The 14,944-nt window shown below is 71.1% G+C and carries 15 protein-coding genes; 9 read left to right on the top strand and 6 right to left on the bottom strand.

Annotated features, from left to right (window positions below; translation table 11 throughout):
• Window positions 1-104 precede the first annotated feature (104 nt).
• Window positions 105-1,112, top strand: a complete 1,008-nt coding sequence (locus tag ACMCNO_RS21615) for an AraC family transcriptional regulator (RefSeq protein WP_412751280.1) — start codon at window positions 105-107, stop codon at window positions 1,110-1,112.
• Window positions 1,113-1,493: 381 nt separating this feature from the next.
• Here the strand turns inward: ACMCNO_RS21615 and ACMCNO_RS21610 are convergent, their stop codons facing one another.
• Both ACMCNO_RS21610 and ACMCNO_RS21605 read right to left on the bottom strand, forming a co-directional pair.
• Window positions 1,494-1,979 (bottom strand): hypothetical protein, encoded by a 486-nt coding sequence (locus ACMCNO_RS21610; protein WP_412751279.1) that lies wholly within the window; start codon window positions 1,977-1,979, stop codon window positions 1,494-1,496.
• Between the two features lie 76 nt (window positions 1,980-2,055).
• Window positions 2,056-3,438 carry a DUF4331 domain-containing protein gene (locus tag ACMCNO_RS21605; RefSeq protein WP_412751278.1) on the bottom strand — a complete coding sequence of 461 codons (1,383 nt, stop codon included), beginning with the start codon at window positions 3,436-3,438 and terminating at the stop codon, window positions 2,056-2,058.
• Between the two features lie 246 nt (window positions 3,439-3,684).
• Between ACMCNO_RS21605 and ACMCNO_RS21600 the strand changes: the two genes are divergently transcribed.
• The 7 genes from ACMCNO_RS21600 to ACMCNO_RS21570 all read left to right on the top strand — a co-directional run bounded on the left by ACMCNO_RS21600 (window position 3,685) and on the right by ACMCNO_RS21570 (window position 10,689).
• Window positions 3,685-4,980, top strand: a complete 1,296-nt coding sequence (locus tag ACMCNO_RS21600; protein ID WP_412751277.1) for a tetratricopeptide repeat protein — start codon at window positions 3,685-3,687, stop codon at window positions 4,978-4,980.
• Window positions 4,977-6,458, top strand: coding sequence for a nickel/cobalt transporter (locus tag ACMCNO_RS21595; protein ID WP_412751276.1), 1,482 nt, complete (start codon window positions 4,977-4,979; stop codon window positions 6,456-6,458). Before ACMCNO_RS21600 ends, ACMCNO_RS21595 begins: the two co-directional genes overlap by 4 nt.
• A gap of 33 nt (window positions 6,459-6,491) precedes the next feature.
• Window positions 6,492-7,505 carry a metal ABC transporter substrate-binding protein gene (locus ACMCNO_RS21590; RefSeq protein WP_412751275.1) on the top strand — a complete coding sequence of 338 codons (1,014 nt, stop codon included), beginning with the start codon at window positions 6,492-6,494 and terminating at the stop codon, window positions 7,503-7,505.
• A complete protein-coding gene (locus tag ACMCNO_RS21585; RefSeq protein ID WP_412751274.1) occupies window positions 7,502-8,281 on the top strand; it encodes a metal ABC transporter ATP-binding protein in 780 nt (259 codons plus the stop codon). The genes ACMCNO_RS21590 and ACMCNO_RS21585 overlap by 4 nt, the downstream gene beginning before the upstream one ends.
• A 3-nt stretch (window positions 8,282-8,284) precedes the next feature.
• On the top strand, window positions 8,285-9,217 hold the full coding sequence (locus ACMCNO_RS21580) for a metal ABC transporter permease (protein ID WP_412751273.1): 933 nt from the start codon (window positions 8,285-8,287) through the stop codon (window positions 9,215-9,217).
• A gap of 111 nt (window positions 9,218-9,328) precedes the next feature.
• Window positions 9,329-9,946: an ECF RNA polymerase sigma factor SigK gene (gene sigK, locus ACMCNO_RS21575; RefSeq protein ID WP_412751272.1), complete on the top strand. Its 618-nt coding sequence runs from the start codon at window positions 9,329-9,331 to the stop codon at window positions 9,944-9,946.
• A complete protein-coding gene (locus tag ACMCNO_RS21570) occupies window positions 9,943-10,689 on the top strand; it encodes an anti-sigma factor domain-containing protein (protein WP_412751271.1) in 747 nt (248 codons plus the stop codon). Before sigK ends, ACMCNO_RS21570 begins: the two co-directional genes overlap by 4 nt.
• Before the next feature lie 293 nt (window positions 10,690-10,982).
• Here the strand turns inward: ACMCNO_RS21570 and ACMCNO_RS21565 are convergent, their stop codons facing one another.
• From ACMCNO_RS21565 to ACMCNO_RS21550, 4 genes are all read right to left on the bottom strand, one after another.
• Window positions 10,983-11,327, bottom strand: coding sequence for a hypothetical protein (locus ACMCNO_RS21565; protein WP_412751270.1), 345 nt, complete (start codon window positions 11,325-11,327; stop codon window positions 10,983-10,985).
• Window positions 11,328-11,523: 196 nt separating this feature from the next.
• Entirely contained in the window at window positions 11,524-11,919 is a 396-nt protein-coding gene (locus ACMCNO_RS21560) for a hypothetical protein (RefSeq protein WP_412751269.1), read from the bottom strand.
• 240 nt (window positions 11,920-12,159) lie between these two features.
• Complete coding sequence (locus ACMCNO_RS21555) at window positions 12,160-13,053, bottom strand: methyltransferase domain-containing protein (RefSeq protein ID WP_412751268.1); 894 nt, start codon at window positions 13,051-13,053, stop codon at window positions 12,160-12,162.
• Between the two features lie 393 nt (window positions 13,054-13,446).
• On the bottom strand, window positions 13,447-13,713 hold the full coding sequence (locus tag ACMCNO_RS21550; protein WP_412751267.1) for a hypothetical protein: 267 nt from the start codon (window positions 13,711-13,713) through the stop codon (window positions 13,447-13,449).
• A gap of 193 nt (window positions 13,714-13,906) precedes the next feature.
• Here ACMCNO_RS21550 and ACMCNO_RS21545 point away from each other — a divergent pair, with 193 nt between their 5' ends.
• On the top strand, window positions 13,907-14,920 hold the full coding sequence (locus ACMCNO_RS21545; protein WP_412751266.1) for an AraC family transcriptional regulator ligand-binding domain-containing protein: 1,014 nt from the start codon (window positions 13,907-13,909) through the stop codon (window positions 14,918-14,920).
• The last annotated feature ends 24 nt before the right edge of the window (window positions 14,921-14,944 follow it).

Below are 14,944 nucleotides of genomic sequence, written 5' to 3'. Positions count from 1 at the left end.
TGCCGCGTGCCATCGGTCCTCCCTTCGTACGACGTTGCTCTCCGGGTGCCAAATTTGCTGCTTGCAACCGGTTCGTGCCAAATCCGCACACGGATTGGCGGCGGATGGCTGCGGTCGCGTTCGGGGCCGATAATCGGCGGATGGAGTCTGCGCCGAAGGTCGTGGCCCTCTCGTTCGTGACGCAGGATGTCAACGACGTCCAGGAGTTCTTCGCGCGGGTGGCGGTACCTGTGTCGGCGGAGTTCACGCCGGCCGATCGTCCGTATCGCTATCGCTACGACCAACTGGCGTGCGGTCCCGTGGGCGTGGCCCGAGCAGGCTGCACCAGCGGCCTGCGGATGCATGTGCCGGACTTGCAAACGGGATATGCCGTCGCGTTCGCCGACGGACGGATCCGCTCGCACCATCGCGGCGTCTCAACGGGAATCAGCAACGCGGCCGCGGCAATCTATCAGCCCGAGGGTGAGGTGCACTCGTACTCTGAATCCGGTTGCGAGTCCTACATGGTGACCGTCGAGCGGCTTGCGCTGGAGTCCACCCTGGGCGCGCTGCTCGGCCGCGGCATCACCGGCCCGGTGAGGTTCGGTCCCGGCATCGGCCTCGCCACCGGGCCGGGACGTAGCTGGGCCCGGCTCGTGCGCGCCGTGGCTCAGGAGGCCGCCAACCCGGACGGACTGGGAGCCCAGCCTGCGGTGCTGCAGCCGCTGACTGACGCGATCCTGCGCGGGCTGCTGCTGGCCGCAGACCACCCCGACCGGATGACGCTGCACGAACCCGCTCGGGCGTCCCGGCCAGGGTCGATACGTCGGGCCGTCGACGCGATCCACGCCGACCCTGCCCGCCCGCACACGCTGACCACCCTGGCTGCCTCCGCCCACGTCGGCGCCCGCGCCCTGCAACAGGGCTTCCGCGAGCAACTGGGCGTCTCGCCGATGGGCTACCTGCGGCAGGTTCGCCTCGCCCGCGCGCATGACGAGCTGCGCTCAGCCGATCCGTCCTGCACCGGGGTGACCGCGATCGCGCATCGGTGGGCGTTCGCCCACTTGGGCCGGTTCGCGGGCTATTACCGCGCGGCTTATGGGTGTTCACCGTCGGACACCCTTCGCGGATGACAGCCGGTCGCCGCCCTCGGGCAGCGCGGGGCATGGTGGGGCGGCGAGGAATCGCATGGCAGACCGTCTATTTCCGGCCGGTTCGCGTGTCGGTGGGTGTGCGTAGGTGCGTGATTCGGCAGGCCATTGCCGCGAGGCAACGACGGCACGCTGGCCGCCGTCCCGCGGCCGGTTGTCTGGCCGCCCGGGGCAGGCATCGCTCCTCGTGCGGGTCCATCCATTCCACACCAGAAGCCCGGCGCCGCCGTACCGTAGCCATCGTGGTCGCCGCGGTGGTGCTGATGACCAAGGTGCTCGATGCGGCGGCAGCGACGGCGGCGGTCGTGCTGGATGCGTACGCGCTGGGCGCGACGCGCACACCGAACTGGCCTGGGTGCGGCGTCACCCACGCCCGCTGGCACCCAAGGTCGAGGCGGCACTGCGCATCCTGGCCTCCACACCGCCGCCCGGCCAAGCGACGCAGGCCGCTTGGAGTTTCTGCCGGGCAGTGTCCACGTCGCGTAGGTAGGACGGTTCGAACGTCCCGGAGTCCACGCGCAGCCGGGCGTATCCGATGGCCACGACGAGGCCGTCGAGCGCATCGGCCAGGTCCTTGGCAGCACCGGACCGCGCCGACACCAACACGTTCTGCGCCTTGGCCAGCTCTGCCCGGTCGGTTGCCGGGACGGTCGGGCGGTCCTCGGCGCGGTGTGCCAGGCGGGCCAACGACAGCACCGGCTCGGCGATGGTCCGGCAGGTGCCCGGGCGGAACGCGCCCGGCGGCGGAAGTTCGGGAGCCGGGTCTCGGGGGCGCAGGGTGTGCCAGCTGACCACACCGGCGACGGTGAGAGACAGCGTCAGGGCGGTGGCGATGGCGGCGTATTTCATGGTCGCTCCCACAGGTTGAGAGGTGGAGCCGGCTGGGCGCCGCGTAGCGGGACGCGACGCCCAGCCGGCGCAGGGATCAGTGCCGGTTCACCGCGGCCACGTTGGGCAGCGCCAGGTACGGGAACCGGGCACGGAACGGCACGTCGTTGGCATTGACGGCGTCCCCGAGGCCGTCCACCGCCGCCGGATGCCCGGGCAGCAGCACACCCTCGGCGGCCTGGAGCGTGATGTCCAGGACGTCGTCGGTGAGCCGGCGGCCGTTGGGGAAGCCGGCAAGGTCACCGCCGAGCACGCCGAGCCGGTTGGGCTGGGCGGTCGGCGGAATCGACATGTTCAGCCGGAGCTGTTCGCTGAGCTTGAACTTCGCCGTGTCGACGTCCTTGTTCAGCCGTTGCGAGTTCAGGTCCACCTGGACCGGGCCGCAGGCCTTGCACAGTCCGCTGAGGAACACCTCGGCCAGGTCGGTCCGCGGGGTCGCCGGAGCCGGAATCCGGTACAGATCCTGGATGCGCCGCGGCACCTCGGGATTCGTGACGAACCGCGCGAACTTGGCGTCGTCCTTGGGCTTCGTCGCGTTGAACTCGTCCTTGCGGCCGACCGGGATGACGACCTCGTTGACGAGCGGCATGCCGAGTCGGGACACCTGCTGCCAACCGCCGAACAGCTTCCGGCTGTTGTCGGCCCGCACGACTTCGGCACGCTGCCGCGACGTCGTGCTCCAGATCCCGATCACCGGGTTACGGGTCGCGTTGCCGTTGCGGGCGAGAACGTTCTTCGGCACCTGGATCGCCAACGTGTTGACGTTGTACCCGGCGACCGTGTCCTGCCCGATCTCGGAGAAGTCGCCGCCGTAGAACCGGTCGAACACCCGCAGGTCCAGGAAGAAGCCGTCGTCAACCTGACCTGCGAACGTCTTGCCGCCACCGGGCAGCCCGGTGATCGCGGCATCGGCGAGCGCGCCGTAGTCGGGCATCGACCCGTTGCCGACCCGCGACGGCGCCACCCGGCCGTTGCGGACCAGGACGGTGGAGCCCTTCGGGGTGATGGCCTCCAGCCGGTACGTCTGGGAGAAGTTCAGATCCGGGTCGGTCAGCGACGTGACGACCCCGGTGTTGTAGAGGAACGTCCCGCGGCTGCGGTAGTTGTCGGTGAACGTCCACCGGTACGTCAGGTCGGGTTTCGCGTCGCCGTCGGAATCGATGTTGATGTCGTACGCGGCTTTCGTGCCGAACGGATAGAAGTTCGGGCCGCCGTTGGGCTCCTGGAACGGAATCCAGTTGGAGATGATCGTCACCGTGTCCGGTGCGTCCGGGCTGACGAACGCGTACACGTCCGTGTTGTCGAGCTTCGGCTCGCCGGCGATCAGTGGCGCTTCCCGGTGACTGGACGCCTCACCGGCGGTCGGCGCGAGTGTCGCGAGCCCCGCTGCCACCGCCGTGACCGCTAGAGCGGCGGTCAACGCTCGGCGCGTAGGTCGACTGTGGTGCATGTCGTGCCCCCTCGGATTGAGCCGCGACCCGGGCCTGCTCGGGTCGCCGCGGAAATGTCGGTGGGAGTTCGCACCCGGAGCCGCGCTGGATGGGTCCGGTGTCGGCAAAGCGACGGACAGCCATCCGAACCGTCACCCGCTCCGAAGCACGCGATGGACGCACCGGAGCACGCGACGAGGCCTGCGGTGCGGCACAACCGTTGAGGAGGCGACCACATGCGCCGCAGTGCGATCATCATCAGCGTCGGCGTGCTCGCCGTCGCGTTAGTCGTGGCCGGCGGCGCACTGCTGCCGGAGCGCGGCGGCCGGGGCGCCGCCGTGAAGCCGGTGAGCGCCACGGCGGGCGGCGACGGGACGGCCCCGCTCGAGGAGCGGGTGCGCCGACTACCCGGCGACTGGAACGCCTGGGCCGAGCTCGGCGCCGCGTACGTGCAGCGGGCGCGGGCCACCGCGGACCCGTCCCACTACGCGAGCGCGGAGCGGGCGCTGCGCCGGTCGCTGCAGATCCGCCCGCAGGACAATGCGCCGGCGCTGACCGGGCTCGGCGCACTCGCCGCCGCCCGGCACGACTTCACCGCCGCGCTGCGCCACGGCCGCGACGCGCTGACCGCAGATCCCTACCGGGCGAGCGCGTACGGCGTGGTGGCCGACGCGCTGGTCGAGCTGGGCCGCTACGACGAGGGGTTCCAGGCGGTCCAGCAGATGGTGGACCTGCGCCCCGACACCGCCTCGTACGCCCGCGCGTCGTATGCCTGGGAGTTGCGCGGCGACCTCGACCGCGCGCGGGCGACGATGGACCGGGCGCTGGAGGCCGCGGCGTCGCCGTCGGATGCCGCGTTCGCGCTGTATCAGCTCGGCGAGCTGGCGTTCGGTTCGGGCGACCTGGCCACCGCGGCGCAGCGCTTCGACGAGGGACTGCGCCGCGATCCGTCCTACCTGCCGCTGCGGGTCGGGCAGGCGAAGGTGCGTGCGGCGCGCGGCGACCGGGCCGGTGCCCAGGCCGGCTACCGCGCGGTGCTGGCGGTGGCGCCGCTGCCGGGGTACGCGGCCGAGCTGGGCGACCTGCTCGCCGACACCGGCGACGAGCGCGCCGCCGAGCAACAGTACGGGCTGGTCCGCGTCGCCCGCGAGGTGCAGGCCGCGGCCGGGGTCGCCCCCGACGTGGAGGTCGCCCTGTTCGATGCCGATCACCGACAACCCGCCCGGGCATTGGCCGCCGCCCGCCAGATCTACGACCGGCAGCCGAGCATCACCGCCGCCGACGCCCTCGCCTGGGCGTTGCACGCCTCCGGCCGGTCCGCGGACGCCGTCCGGTACGCCGATGAGGCGGTGCGGCTGGGCACCCGCAGCGCGTTGCTGCGCTACCACCGTGGCATGGTCCTCGCGGCGGCCGGGCAGGTGGCCGCGGCGCGCGCCGACCTCGAGGCCGCGTTGCGGATGAACCCGCACTTCTCGGTGCGGCATGCGCCGATTGCCCGGCGGACGCTCGCGTCACTGGGCGGGGCACGATGAAGGCCCGCCTGCTGGCCTGGGCGGCGGCGGGTGTCGGCGCCGTGGCGGCGCTGCTGCCGGCCGCACCGGCCGCGGCGCACCCGCTGGGCAACTTCACCGTCAACCAGTACGCCGGCCTGACCGTCGGCCGGGACGCGGTCACCGTCGACTACGTCGCGGACCTGGCCGAACTGCCTGCCTACCAGGCCCGCACCGAGCAGGTGGACGCCGACCGCAACGGCGCGGTCACCACCGCCGAGGGCGAACAGTACGCCGTCACGGCATGCGCCGCGCGGGCCGCCGAGGCCCGGCTGGACGTGGCCGGTCGGCGCGTACCGCTGTCGGTGGTCACGACCCGGATCGACTTCCCGCCCGGCGCCGCCGGACTGGCCACGCTGCGCCTGGAGTGCCGCCTACGGGCGGCGGTGGCGGTGGACCGGGAGACGGAGATCGCGTACCGCAATGACGCCTTCCCTGACCGACCGGGATGGCGGGAGGTCGCCGCTGTCGGCCAGGGTGTGCAACTGCTCGACTCCAGTGTCCCGGCCGCCAGCCGCAGCGACAGGTTGCGCGCCTATCCCGCGGGCGCCGCCGCGTTGGACGAGCGGACGGCGTCGATGCGGGCACGCCCCGCCGCCGGCGCGAACGCCGCGATGCCGGAACTGCCGGGGACCCGGGCGTCGAGCCCGGGCGTCGACCGGCTCACCGCCGCGTTCACCGGGCTCATCGGGCGGCAACGCCTCAGCGTCGGGCTGGCCGTCCTCGCCTTGGCCCTGGCCGCCCTGCTGGGCGCGGGCCACGCGCTCGCCCCCGGGCATGGCAAGACGGTGATGGCAGCAATGCTCATCGGCGAACGCGGGACCGTACGCCAGGCCGGTGTCATAGCCCTCACGGTCACCGCGACCCACACGATGAGCGTGCTCGTGCTCGGCGTCGTGCTCGCCACGTCGCTGACGTTCGCGCCGGAACGGCTCTACGGCTGGCTGGGGGTCGTCAGCGGGTTGCTGATCGCCGCGGTCGGCACCGGCCTGCTACGCCGGGCCGTCCGGCGCCGCCGACAGTCGGCCGACGCCGCCCATAGCCACGACCACAGCCACGACCACAGCCACGACCATGGCCACGCGCACGGCCACAGACACCACGCGTACGGCCACAGCCACGGCCGGGTGGGCGGCGGAGTGAGCCTGCGCGGGCTGGTCGCGATGGGCTTCGCGGGCGGGCTCGTGCCGAGTCCGTCAGCCGTCGTGGTGCTGCTCGGCGCGATGGCGTTCGACCGACCCTGGTACGGCGTCCTCCTGGTGCTCGCGTACGGCGCCGGCATGGCGGCCACCCTGGTCAGCATCGGACTCGCACTCAGCCGCTGGAGTGCGGTGCTTTCCCGCCGGCTCGGCGGCCGGGCTTGGACGGCCCGATTCGGACGGGTCCTGCCGTCGCTGACCTCGACGCTGATCGTCGTGCTCGGCTGCGGGATGGCGGTCCGGTCGCTGTTCGCACTCTGACCCCGATCACCGCTCGACTGAAGGGACCAGGACATGAGCCGATCATCGATCAGCGCAAGACTCCTCGGCGGCGTTCTCGCCCTGTCGCTCCTGCCAACGGCCGGTTGCGCTGCCGTGTCCGCGGCCGACGGTACGGGCCGGCTGGTGATCGCGGTGTCGGTCGCCCCGTTGACCAGCATCGTGTCGGCCGTCGTCGGCGATCGCGGTCGGGTCGAGGGCATCGTGCCGGAAGGTACGAACAGCCACACGTTCGAACCCGCCCCGAGCGTCGCCAAGCTGCTCAGCCAGGCCGACCTCGTGTTCCTGAACGGCCTGGGCCTGGAGGAGCCGACGGCGCGACTCGCCGAGGCGAACAGGAAGCCCGCGGCGAAGATCGTGGAGGTGGGTACCGCGATCCTGCCGGCGGATCAATGGATCTTCGACTTCTCGTTTCCGAAAGAGGACGGCAAGCCCAATCCACATCTCTGGACCGACCCGACCTACGTCATCAGGTACGCCCGGTTCATCGCGGACACGCTCGTCGAGCGGAGCCCCGCCGACGCGACCTACTTCCGGAGCAACGCTGATCGTTTCATCGCATCGGTCGACCGGCTGATCGCGGCCCTGCGCACCGACCAGGAAACGGTCCCGGGGGACCAGCGCAGGCTGCTGACGTACCACGACGCCTACGCGTACTTCGGGAGGTCGTTCCAATGGACGATCGTCGGTGCCGTGCAACCGCGCGACTTCTCCGATCCCGCGCCCCGCGACGTGGCCGCTCTGATCGACCAGATCCGGGCGGCGCGGGTGCCGACCATCTTCGGATCCGAGGTCTTCCCCTCGAACGTGCTGGCCGAGATCGGGCGGGCCACCGGGGCGCGATACGAGGACACCCTGCGCGACGACGATCTGCCCGGGTCACCCGGTCAGCCGGAGCATTCCTGGCTGGGCCTCATGCGCTACAACCTCGCCACCATGATCCGCGGTCTGGGCGGAACGGCCACCAACGTGGACGCGGTTCCGGTGGCACAGACCGACGTCGTCGACCGGGCGGTGTATCCGCAGTGAAACCGCGCCGAGATGTCCTCATCGGGTTGCACGACGTGTCCGTCGGCTACGACGGTCCGGTCGTGCTGTCCGACGTCACCGTCGACGTATGCCGGACCGACTTCATCGCGATCGTCGGTCCGTCCGGCGGCGGCAAGACGACCCTGCTGCGGGTCCTGCTGGGCACCGTGCGTCCCGTCGCCGGCCGCGTCGAACGGCGGCCCGCCCTCCGGATCTCCTACGTCCCCCAGCTGGAGACGGTCAACTGGGACTTTCCCCTGACCGTGTTCGAGTGCGTCCTCACCGGCATCACCCGCGGTCGCCTGCTGCCGTGGCCGAGCCGGGCGGAGCGCGCCGCCGTCGGTGCCCTGCTCGACCGGCTGGGGATCGGCTCGCTGCACAAACGGCACATCCGCGAACTGTCCGGCGGACAGCAGCAGCGCATGTTCCTGGCCCGCGCGCTCCTGCAGGACCCGGAACTGCTCGTCCTGGACGAGCCGACGTCCGGGGTGGACGCGACCACCCGCCACGAGATCCTGCACCTGCTCGCCGACCTGCACGCCGGGGGTATCGCGATCGTGCTCAGCACACACGACCTGAATGGGATGGCCGCGCACCTACCCCGACTGATCTGCGTCAACCGGCGGATCATCGCGGCGGGCCACCCCGACGAGGTCATCATGCCGTTGGTCCTGGAGCAGACGTACGGTGCGCGGATGGAGGTGCTGCGCCACCTCGGGCTGCCTCAGGTGGTGGAGTCGCCGACGCGGTGGGCGAACCTCCGGAAGGCGGGCTGACCCGTGAACCCGATCGTCGAGACGCTCATCGATCCGCTGCGGTATGCCTTCTTTCAGAAAGGGCTGGGCGTGGCCGTACTGTCCGGCGCTTTGCTGGGCTTCATCGGCGTGTACATCACCTTGCGTGGCATGAGCTACATCGGGCACGGGCTGTCCCACTCGATCTTCGGCGGCTTCGCGGCCAGCCAGCTCATCAGCGCCGAGTACTACCTGTGGGGCTCCGGGGTCTGGGGCATCCTGTCCGCCGTCAGCATCCTGGCCGTCACCCGTCGCCGCCGAATCGGCGCCGACGCCGCCATCGGTGTCGTCACGACGGCGTCATTCGCCCTGGGGGTCGCTCTGCTCACCCGCTTCGGCACCACCGGGCCCAGCTTCGAGAACGCGCTATTCGGCAGCATCCTGGGTATCTCACGCGGGCAGCTCATCGCCTTGTGCCTGGTCGCCGCCCTGACCGTGGCTGTCGTCTTCCTCCGCTACCGGGCGTTGCTGTTCGCCACCTTCGACCCTGACGTTGCGCAGGTCAGCGGCGTGAACGTCGTGGCCACGGATGTCCTGCTGCTGACCACGCTGTCGTTGAGCCTGCTCACCACACTCACCGTCGTCGGGGTCACGCTGGTCGCGGCGATGCTCGTCATCCCGCCGGTCACCGCGCGCATGCTCAGCGACTCGTTCGCCCGGATCCTGTTGCTGGCCACGCTGGCGGGGGCGGCGTACGGCCTGGTGGGGATGTACCTGAGCTATCACGCCGGGGTGCCCTCCGGCACCATGATCGTTCTTGTCGGAGCCGCGGGCTTCCTCGCCGCGGCCGCGACCCGACGACGGCGACCCCGCCCGGCCGGGGCCGCGCCCACCAAGACGCGCCGCCAGGCGGGGCGTTTCGCGAACCCACCGGCTCGTTCACCGTCGAGGCCGCGCTCGTCACCGCTGCGGCGGTAGCTACCGGGAGATGATCCGTAATCATTCCGTGACCAATCCGCGCGCTGGCGTGCTACGAATCCCGGGTGCCGCGTCGGACCCGCGGACCGTGCTGCTGGGAGAAGGAGGGCCATGAGCGACCCTGGCGAGGGTGTGCACCGGCCGGAGCCTCCGGCGGCGGCGACCGGCGGCGCGCCGGTGCAGGACGCCGAGGCGTTGTTGCGGTCCGTCGCCCGCGGCGACGATGCGGCGTTCGCCCGACTGTACGACCTGGTCGCGCCGCGGGTGTTCGGTCTGGTGCGGCGGGTGCTGCGGGATCCGGCGCAGGCGGAGGAGGTAACGCAGGAGGTGCTGATCGAGGTGTGGCGCACGGCGACCCGGTTCGACGCCTCGCGGGGCTCCGCCACCGGCTGGGTCTTCACCATCGCGCACCGCCGCGCCGTCGACCGGGTCCGCGCCGAGCAGGCCAGCGCGGAACGCGCGAGCCGGTACGCCGCCGGCGCCGGCCAGACACCGTACGACGAGGTTGTGGACGCGGTCACCGGCCGGCTGGAACGGCAGCAGGTTCGCCGCTGCCTGCAGAGCCTGACCGAGGTGCAACGCGAGGCCATCACGCTGGCCTACTACGGTGGCCACTCGTACCGGCAGGTCGCCGAACTGCTCGGCAGCGCCTTGCCGACGATCAAGACGCGCATGCGGGACGGGCTGATCCGCCTGCGGGACTGCCTGGGTGTGGAGGTGGCGTCGTGAGCACCGACATCCACGCCCTGGCCGGTGCCTACGCGCTGGACGCGGTGGACGACATCGAGCGGGCCGCGTTCGAACGGCACCTGGCCGGCTGCGCGTCGTGCGCGGCCGACGTTGCCGGGTTCCGGGAGGCGGCCGCCCGGCTGGCCGAGGGCACCTGGTCCGTGCCGCCACCCGGGCTGCGCGACGAGGTGCTGGCCGCCGTCGGTCGCACCCGGCAGCTACCGCCCGGATCGGCGCGGCGGGGACGCGGTGCGGGCGCCGGGCTGTCCCGGTGGCGCCGGTACACGGCGGCCGCCGCCGCGGCGGGCATCCTGGCCGTCGGCGCGGGCGCGGCAACCTGGGCGGTTCAGCAGCAGCGGGTCGATGAGCAGCAGGCCGCGGCGGACGCGGCGCGGGCCGGGGCGGCCCAGGTGCAGGCGATCCTGGCTGCCCCGGACGTGCAGCTCCGCACGTCCGTCGTGCGCGGCGGCGGCCGGGTCACGGTGGCGATGTCGGCCAGCCACAACGCGGGTGTCGTGGTGTTGGCGGCGAGTACCGCGCCGGCGCCGAACCAGGCGTTGCAGCTGTGGCTGATCAAGGGCACGACCCCGACCAACGCGGGCGTCCTGCCGCCGGGACAGGCGGCGTCCCTTCGGGTCGTGGAGGGCCTGGTCGGGTACGACGCGCTCGGCGTGACCCTGGAGCCTGCTGGCGGCTCGACCACCCCCACCGAGCCCATTCTCGCCACGGTTTCCGTGGCATGACTCCATCCGTGCTGGTCAGGCGGCATGGCCGTATTCACGCAGGATTCCGCCGAGCCGGTTGGGTCTGTCAATCCCCATTCGTACCGTCCGGCCTGAGCCATCAACGTTCGGGTATTGGCAGATCCTGATCTGGCTGGTCTCCGCGGTGGCGCTGTTCTCGGGGTCAGTCCCGGTGCGACCGGCGGCCAGCAGGCCTGCGCCGGGCCGCTGCGTTGCGATCCTGGACCGGGATGCCCGGCGCGCAGGTGCCTGTCGATGCCTGGATGCCGCGTCCTGGGGTGGTTCGGTCGTGGTCAGCGGCGGTGACGCTCGGCCAAGATCGCGGCGGCCTGCGCTGTGATCTCGTCGATCTCGGTGTCTCCGGCCGTCGCCATCACTTCGAACGCCAGATCGGTGAGCTGCAGGATCTCGCCCTGTTTCGGGCCGTCACCGTCGCCGCGGGCGGTGACCAAGCCGGTGGCTGGCAAAGCCGTCCGGGACCCGAACGGCAACAGCTGGATGGCGCCCTGCGCGATCGACGCCGGCGCCCCGTACAGGCAGGTCAGGAACTCGAGCTGGTCCGGGGTCAGGAACCGCACCGCCTCGGCGGCGCTGAGCTGCTCTGGGCACTTCGTGGGTTTTCGTACGGTCGTGGCCATCTCCGCCCTTTCCCTCGCGTGCTCTCACTGTGGCTATGCGCGGGGCGGCCCGGATGGCAACCGGTGGCGCCGGATTCTTGGGCGTTGAGTCAGCTCCGCGGTCCCAGCGACCAGCGCGCACAGGAGTCCGATACCGGTCGACGGATCGGGTACACGAGTTCGGTCACCGAGCGCGGGCAAGGGCTGCCGACGACGGTCATCCGAAGAAGTACCGGCGGACCTCTGGACGGAAGAGGTTGACCATGATGCAGGACGCCACCACGAGCAGGATGATGGCCGCAATGCCGGTGAAAGGGCCGAGGATGGAGCCGACGGCGATGGAAAAGCTGACCACCTCCCCGACGAAGGCAAGAATCCAGCCGAGCACCATGCCCTGGCGGAACATCCAGGCCGACAATCCCAGCACGAACGGGACGCACAACAGGATCACGTAGACGGTGAAGAACCTGTCGCCGCGAGACGGGCCCATAGCGCGGGTCAAGAATTGCATCAACAGCGTCATGAAAACCAGGACGAGCAGCGTCAGGTACATCTGCAGCAACAGCAGTGCTCGCGTTTGCTCGACGAGGCGCGGCAAGTCCGGTCGTGTCATGGCGAGTGAATGTAATGCAGGGAGACGGCAAAAAGAAGGGCTTCCCGGCCGGGAAGAATGGTCGAGGCGAGGGGTCTGTTCAAGGCGGTATAAGTTGCCGCCGAATACAAAATGAGCCGTTCCCGCGCCAGGCCGTGTGCAAAGTCGATTGAGGCCCCTGTCACGGCGGTCCTGGGCCAAAATCCGGCTCATCCGACGCCGCGGCTTCGGCCACGCAACCTCGACGCCCTCTACCTCTGCCTAACCGACGGCCGGTGGGTGCGCGGCCGGACGGCGTCCCCAGGCCGAGATCAGCGGCGCCAGTGTCAGGTCGAGTTCGCCGGCGTGGATGGCGGCCAGGTGTGCATCGATCTCGGCGTCGTCGGTCAGCCCGGCCGCGAGCAGTTCGCCGCGCACGTGCCGGATGGTCGCCGCCTCCAGCCGGTCGCAGGCCAGCCCGCCCACCGGGAAATTGCCGACCGCGGCGACATCGACCAGGCCGGCCTCCCGTAATGCCCGCGGCAGCGTCCGGCCGAAGCGCAGGTCCGCGCCGCGGCGCGTCAGCAGCTGCCGGACCGCGTCGCGCAGCCGGTTGGCCCGCCGTTGCGCCGGGCCGCTGTCATCCAGGCATGCCAGTGGCTGCAGAGCGGTATCGGCGTCCTCGACCAGCAGCCAGCCGCCAGGCCGCAGTGCCGCCACCATCGTGGCCAACGCCCGGGCACGGTCGGGCAGATGGACCAGCACGAGCCGGGCGTGTACCAGATCGAACGTCCCCGGCTCCGGGGGCGGATCAGCGGCGACGTCGTGCTGGCGCACCTCGTACCGGCCGCCTGCCCTCAGCCATGACGGGTCGATGTCGGTGGCCAGCACGTGCCCGCTCGGACCGACGGCTGCCGCGAGAGCCTCCGGGATAGCGGGGCCGCCGGCCCCCACCTCCCAGCAGCGCGAGCCGACCCCGACCCCCAGCCGATCGAAGTGCGCCCGCGTGACACCGTCGAACAGCTCGGCCAGCCACGCGAATCGCTCTCCGGCCTCGGCGCGCGCGTTGTCCAGCAGGTACCCGCGAGCGGGGGCGGACTCTGCACCGAGCGCGGTGGTCCCGCCCGTCGGATCTGGTCGGCCGCCGACATCCGGCGGGCGGGGCGAGGAGGTCATCACTGTATGGTCGCCTCTCCGGACCGCGGTTCTGCACCGTGACGCGCCCGCAGCGCTGACAACGCCGCTGTCAACCACTGCCGACGCCTTGATCGGTGGTGAAGCCAGAGCCCGGCTTGAGGTGGGGTTGAGCTCGGCGGACGATTGTTGATGGTGTCAGCCGCTATTGGATCGCCCACGATGGGACCGTCACGAGCCGCCCCTCTCAACTGCCTCCGGGGTAGCGCCGCTCATTACGGCCCATCGACAGGCGTACGAGGTGGACTGCGCACCGAACGGGCCCGAGGCCCACGAGTGCGGCAGGGATGATGCGACCCCGTCTGAACGGGGTCGCGGCGCCAGGTCCCGCAGGTCAAGCTGATGAGCAGGAATTTCGGGTACGAAGGCCGGCACTCAGAGTGTGCCGGTTTCTCCGCCTCTGCCACGCGTCCCCGTGCCCGTGCGGAACTCCGTGTTCCACACGATCCCGGTGCTGCCGCCAATGGCGCCACCGGCGACGAAGGCCGTGTTCGATTGGCCGGGCGCCGCAATCCCACCACCAACACCCGAGTGTTGCCCGGCGAGGAACACCGTGTTGGACCCGCTGGCCGCCGCCGGCGCCGTGGCGACGAGCAGCGCGCCGAACGTCGTGCCGACAGCCGCGGCGCCGGCCAGCGCCATTGTCCTCAGTCGCATTGGCTCTCTCTCCTCGATTCAGGGCAGCACGATGCGGCCCTGCCTGAACATGAGTGGTCACGCCTCACCGGCGCGACATCGATAGTGATCATGATCCCATGCTCCGGGAAAGCGGTGCTGATGGGGTGCGACCGCAGGCACTCGGCTCCCGCGCCTGGCCGGCACATAGCCTGTAGGGGTGTCACTGGTCCGTTCCGCCGGTTTGCAGAAGTTCCGGCAGGTCGTCGAGTCGCTCGGCGGTGACGCCGTCGGCTACGCCCGCCGCGTGGGACTGCCGGTGGAGGCGTTGGACACCGACGAGTTGCTGGTCGAGGACTCGAAGCTGGCGGCGGTGCTCGAGGTGGCGGCCGCCGACCTCGGCTGTCCCGATCTCGGGCTGCGGGTGGGTCAGGCCCAGGAGCTCGGTCTGCTGGGGCCGTTGGCGGTCGCGATCCAGCATTCGCCGTCGGTGGCCGATGCCCTGGAGTGCACGTCGCGCTACATGTTCGTGCACGCCCGCGACCAGAGCGTCTCGTTGGTCGAGGACCCGGAAGGGGACCGCGGTGTGGTCGCCCTCCGCTACACCTTTCCAGGGGTACGGCCGCTGCCGCAGGCGACGGACATGACTGTGCTGTTCCTGCACCGGACGGTGATGTTTCTCGCCGGCGGCCGCCAGTACGGGCTGAAGTCTGTCGACCTGCCGCACGATCCGGTCGCGCCCCGGCAGCGGTACGAGGAGGCGTTCGGCGCGCGTGTGCGTTTCGGGCGTTCCGCGGCGGTGCTCCGGCTGCCGTCCAGCCTGCTGTCGCGCACGCTGGACGGCGTCGATGCGACCGTACGCGGGCTGGCGCTGGCTTTCCTGTCGCGGCAGTCCCCGGGGCCAGGCAAGGCCGTGACGTCGCGGGTGCGCGCGGTGCTCGAGCAGTCGCTGGGCACCGGGTCGACCGAGCTCGCCGATGTCGCGCGCGTACTGGCGGTGCATCCTCGGACACTGCAGCGGCAGCTCGCCGTGGAGGGAACGTCGTTCGCCGCCGTTCTCGACTCGGTGCGCCGGGCTCGGGCGCGCTCGTACCTCACCACCACGACCATGCCCTTCGTTCAGGTCAGCAACCTGGTGGGTTTCGCCGAGCAGGCGGTACTGACCCGGTGCGCGAGGCGATGGTGGGGACGTACGCCCTCGCAGCTGCGGCGCGAGGCCCGGAAGCGTGACTGACGTGTCGTACAGGATCAAGTCCTT

The sequence above is a fragment of the Krasilnikovia sp. M28-CT-15 genome (assembly GCF_047159595.1).
Taxonomy (GTDB): Bacteria; Actinomycetota; Actinomycetes; order Mycobacteriales; family Micromonosporaceae; genus Actinoplanes.
Note: the sequence above shows the minus strand (reverse complement) of the source record. Positions and strands in the feature narration are given on the sequence as shown.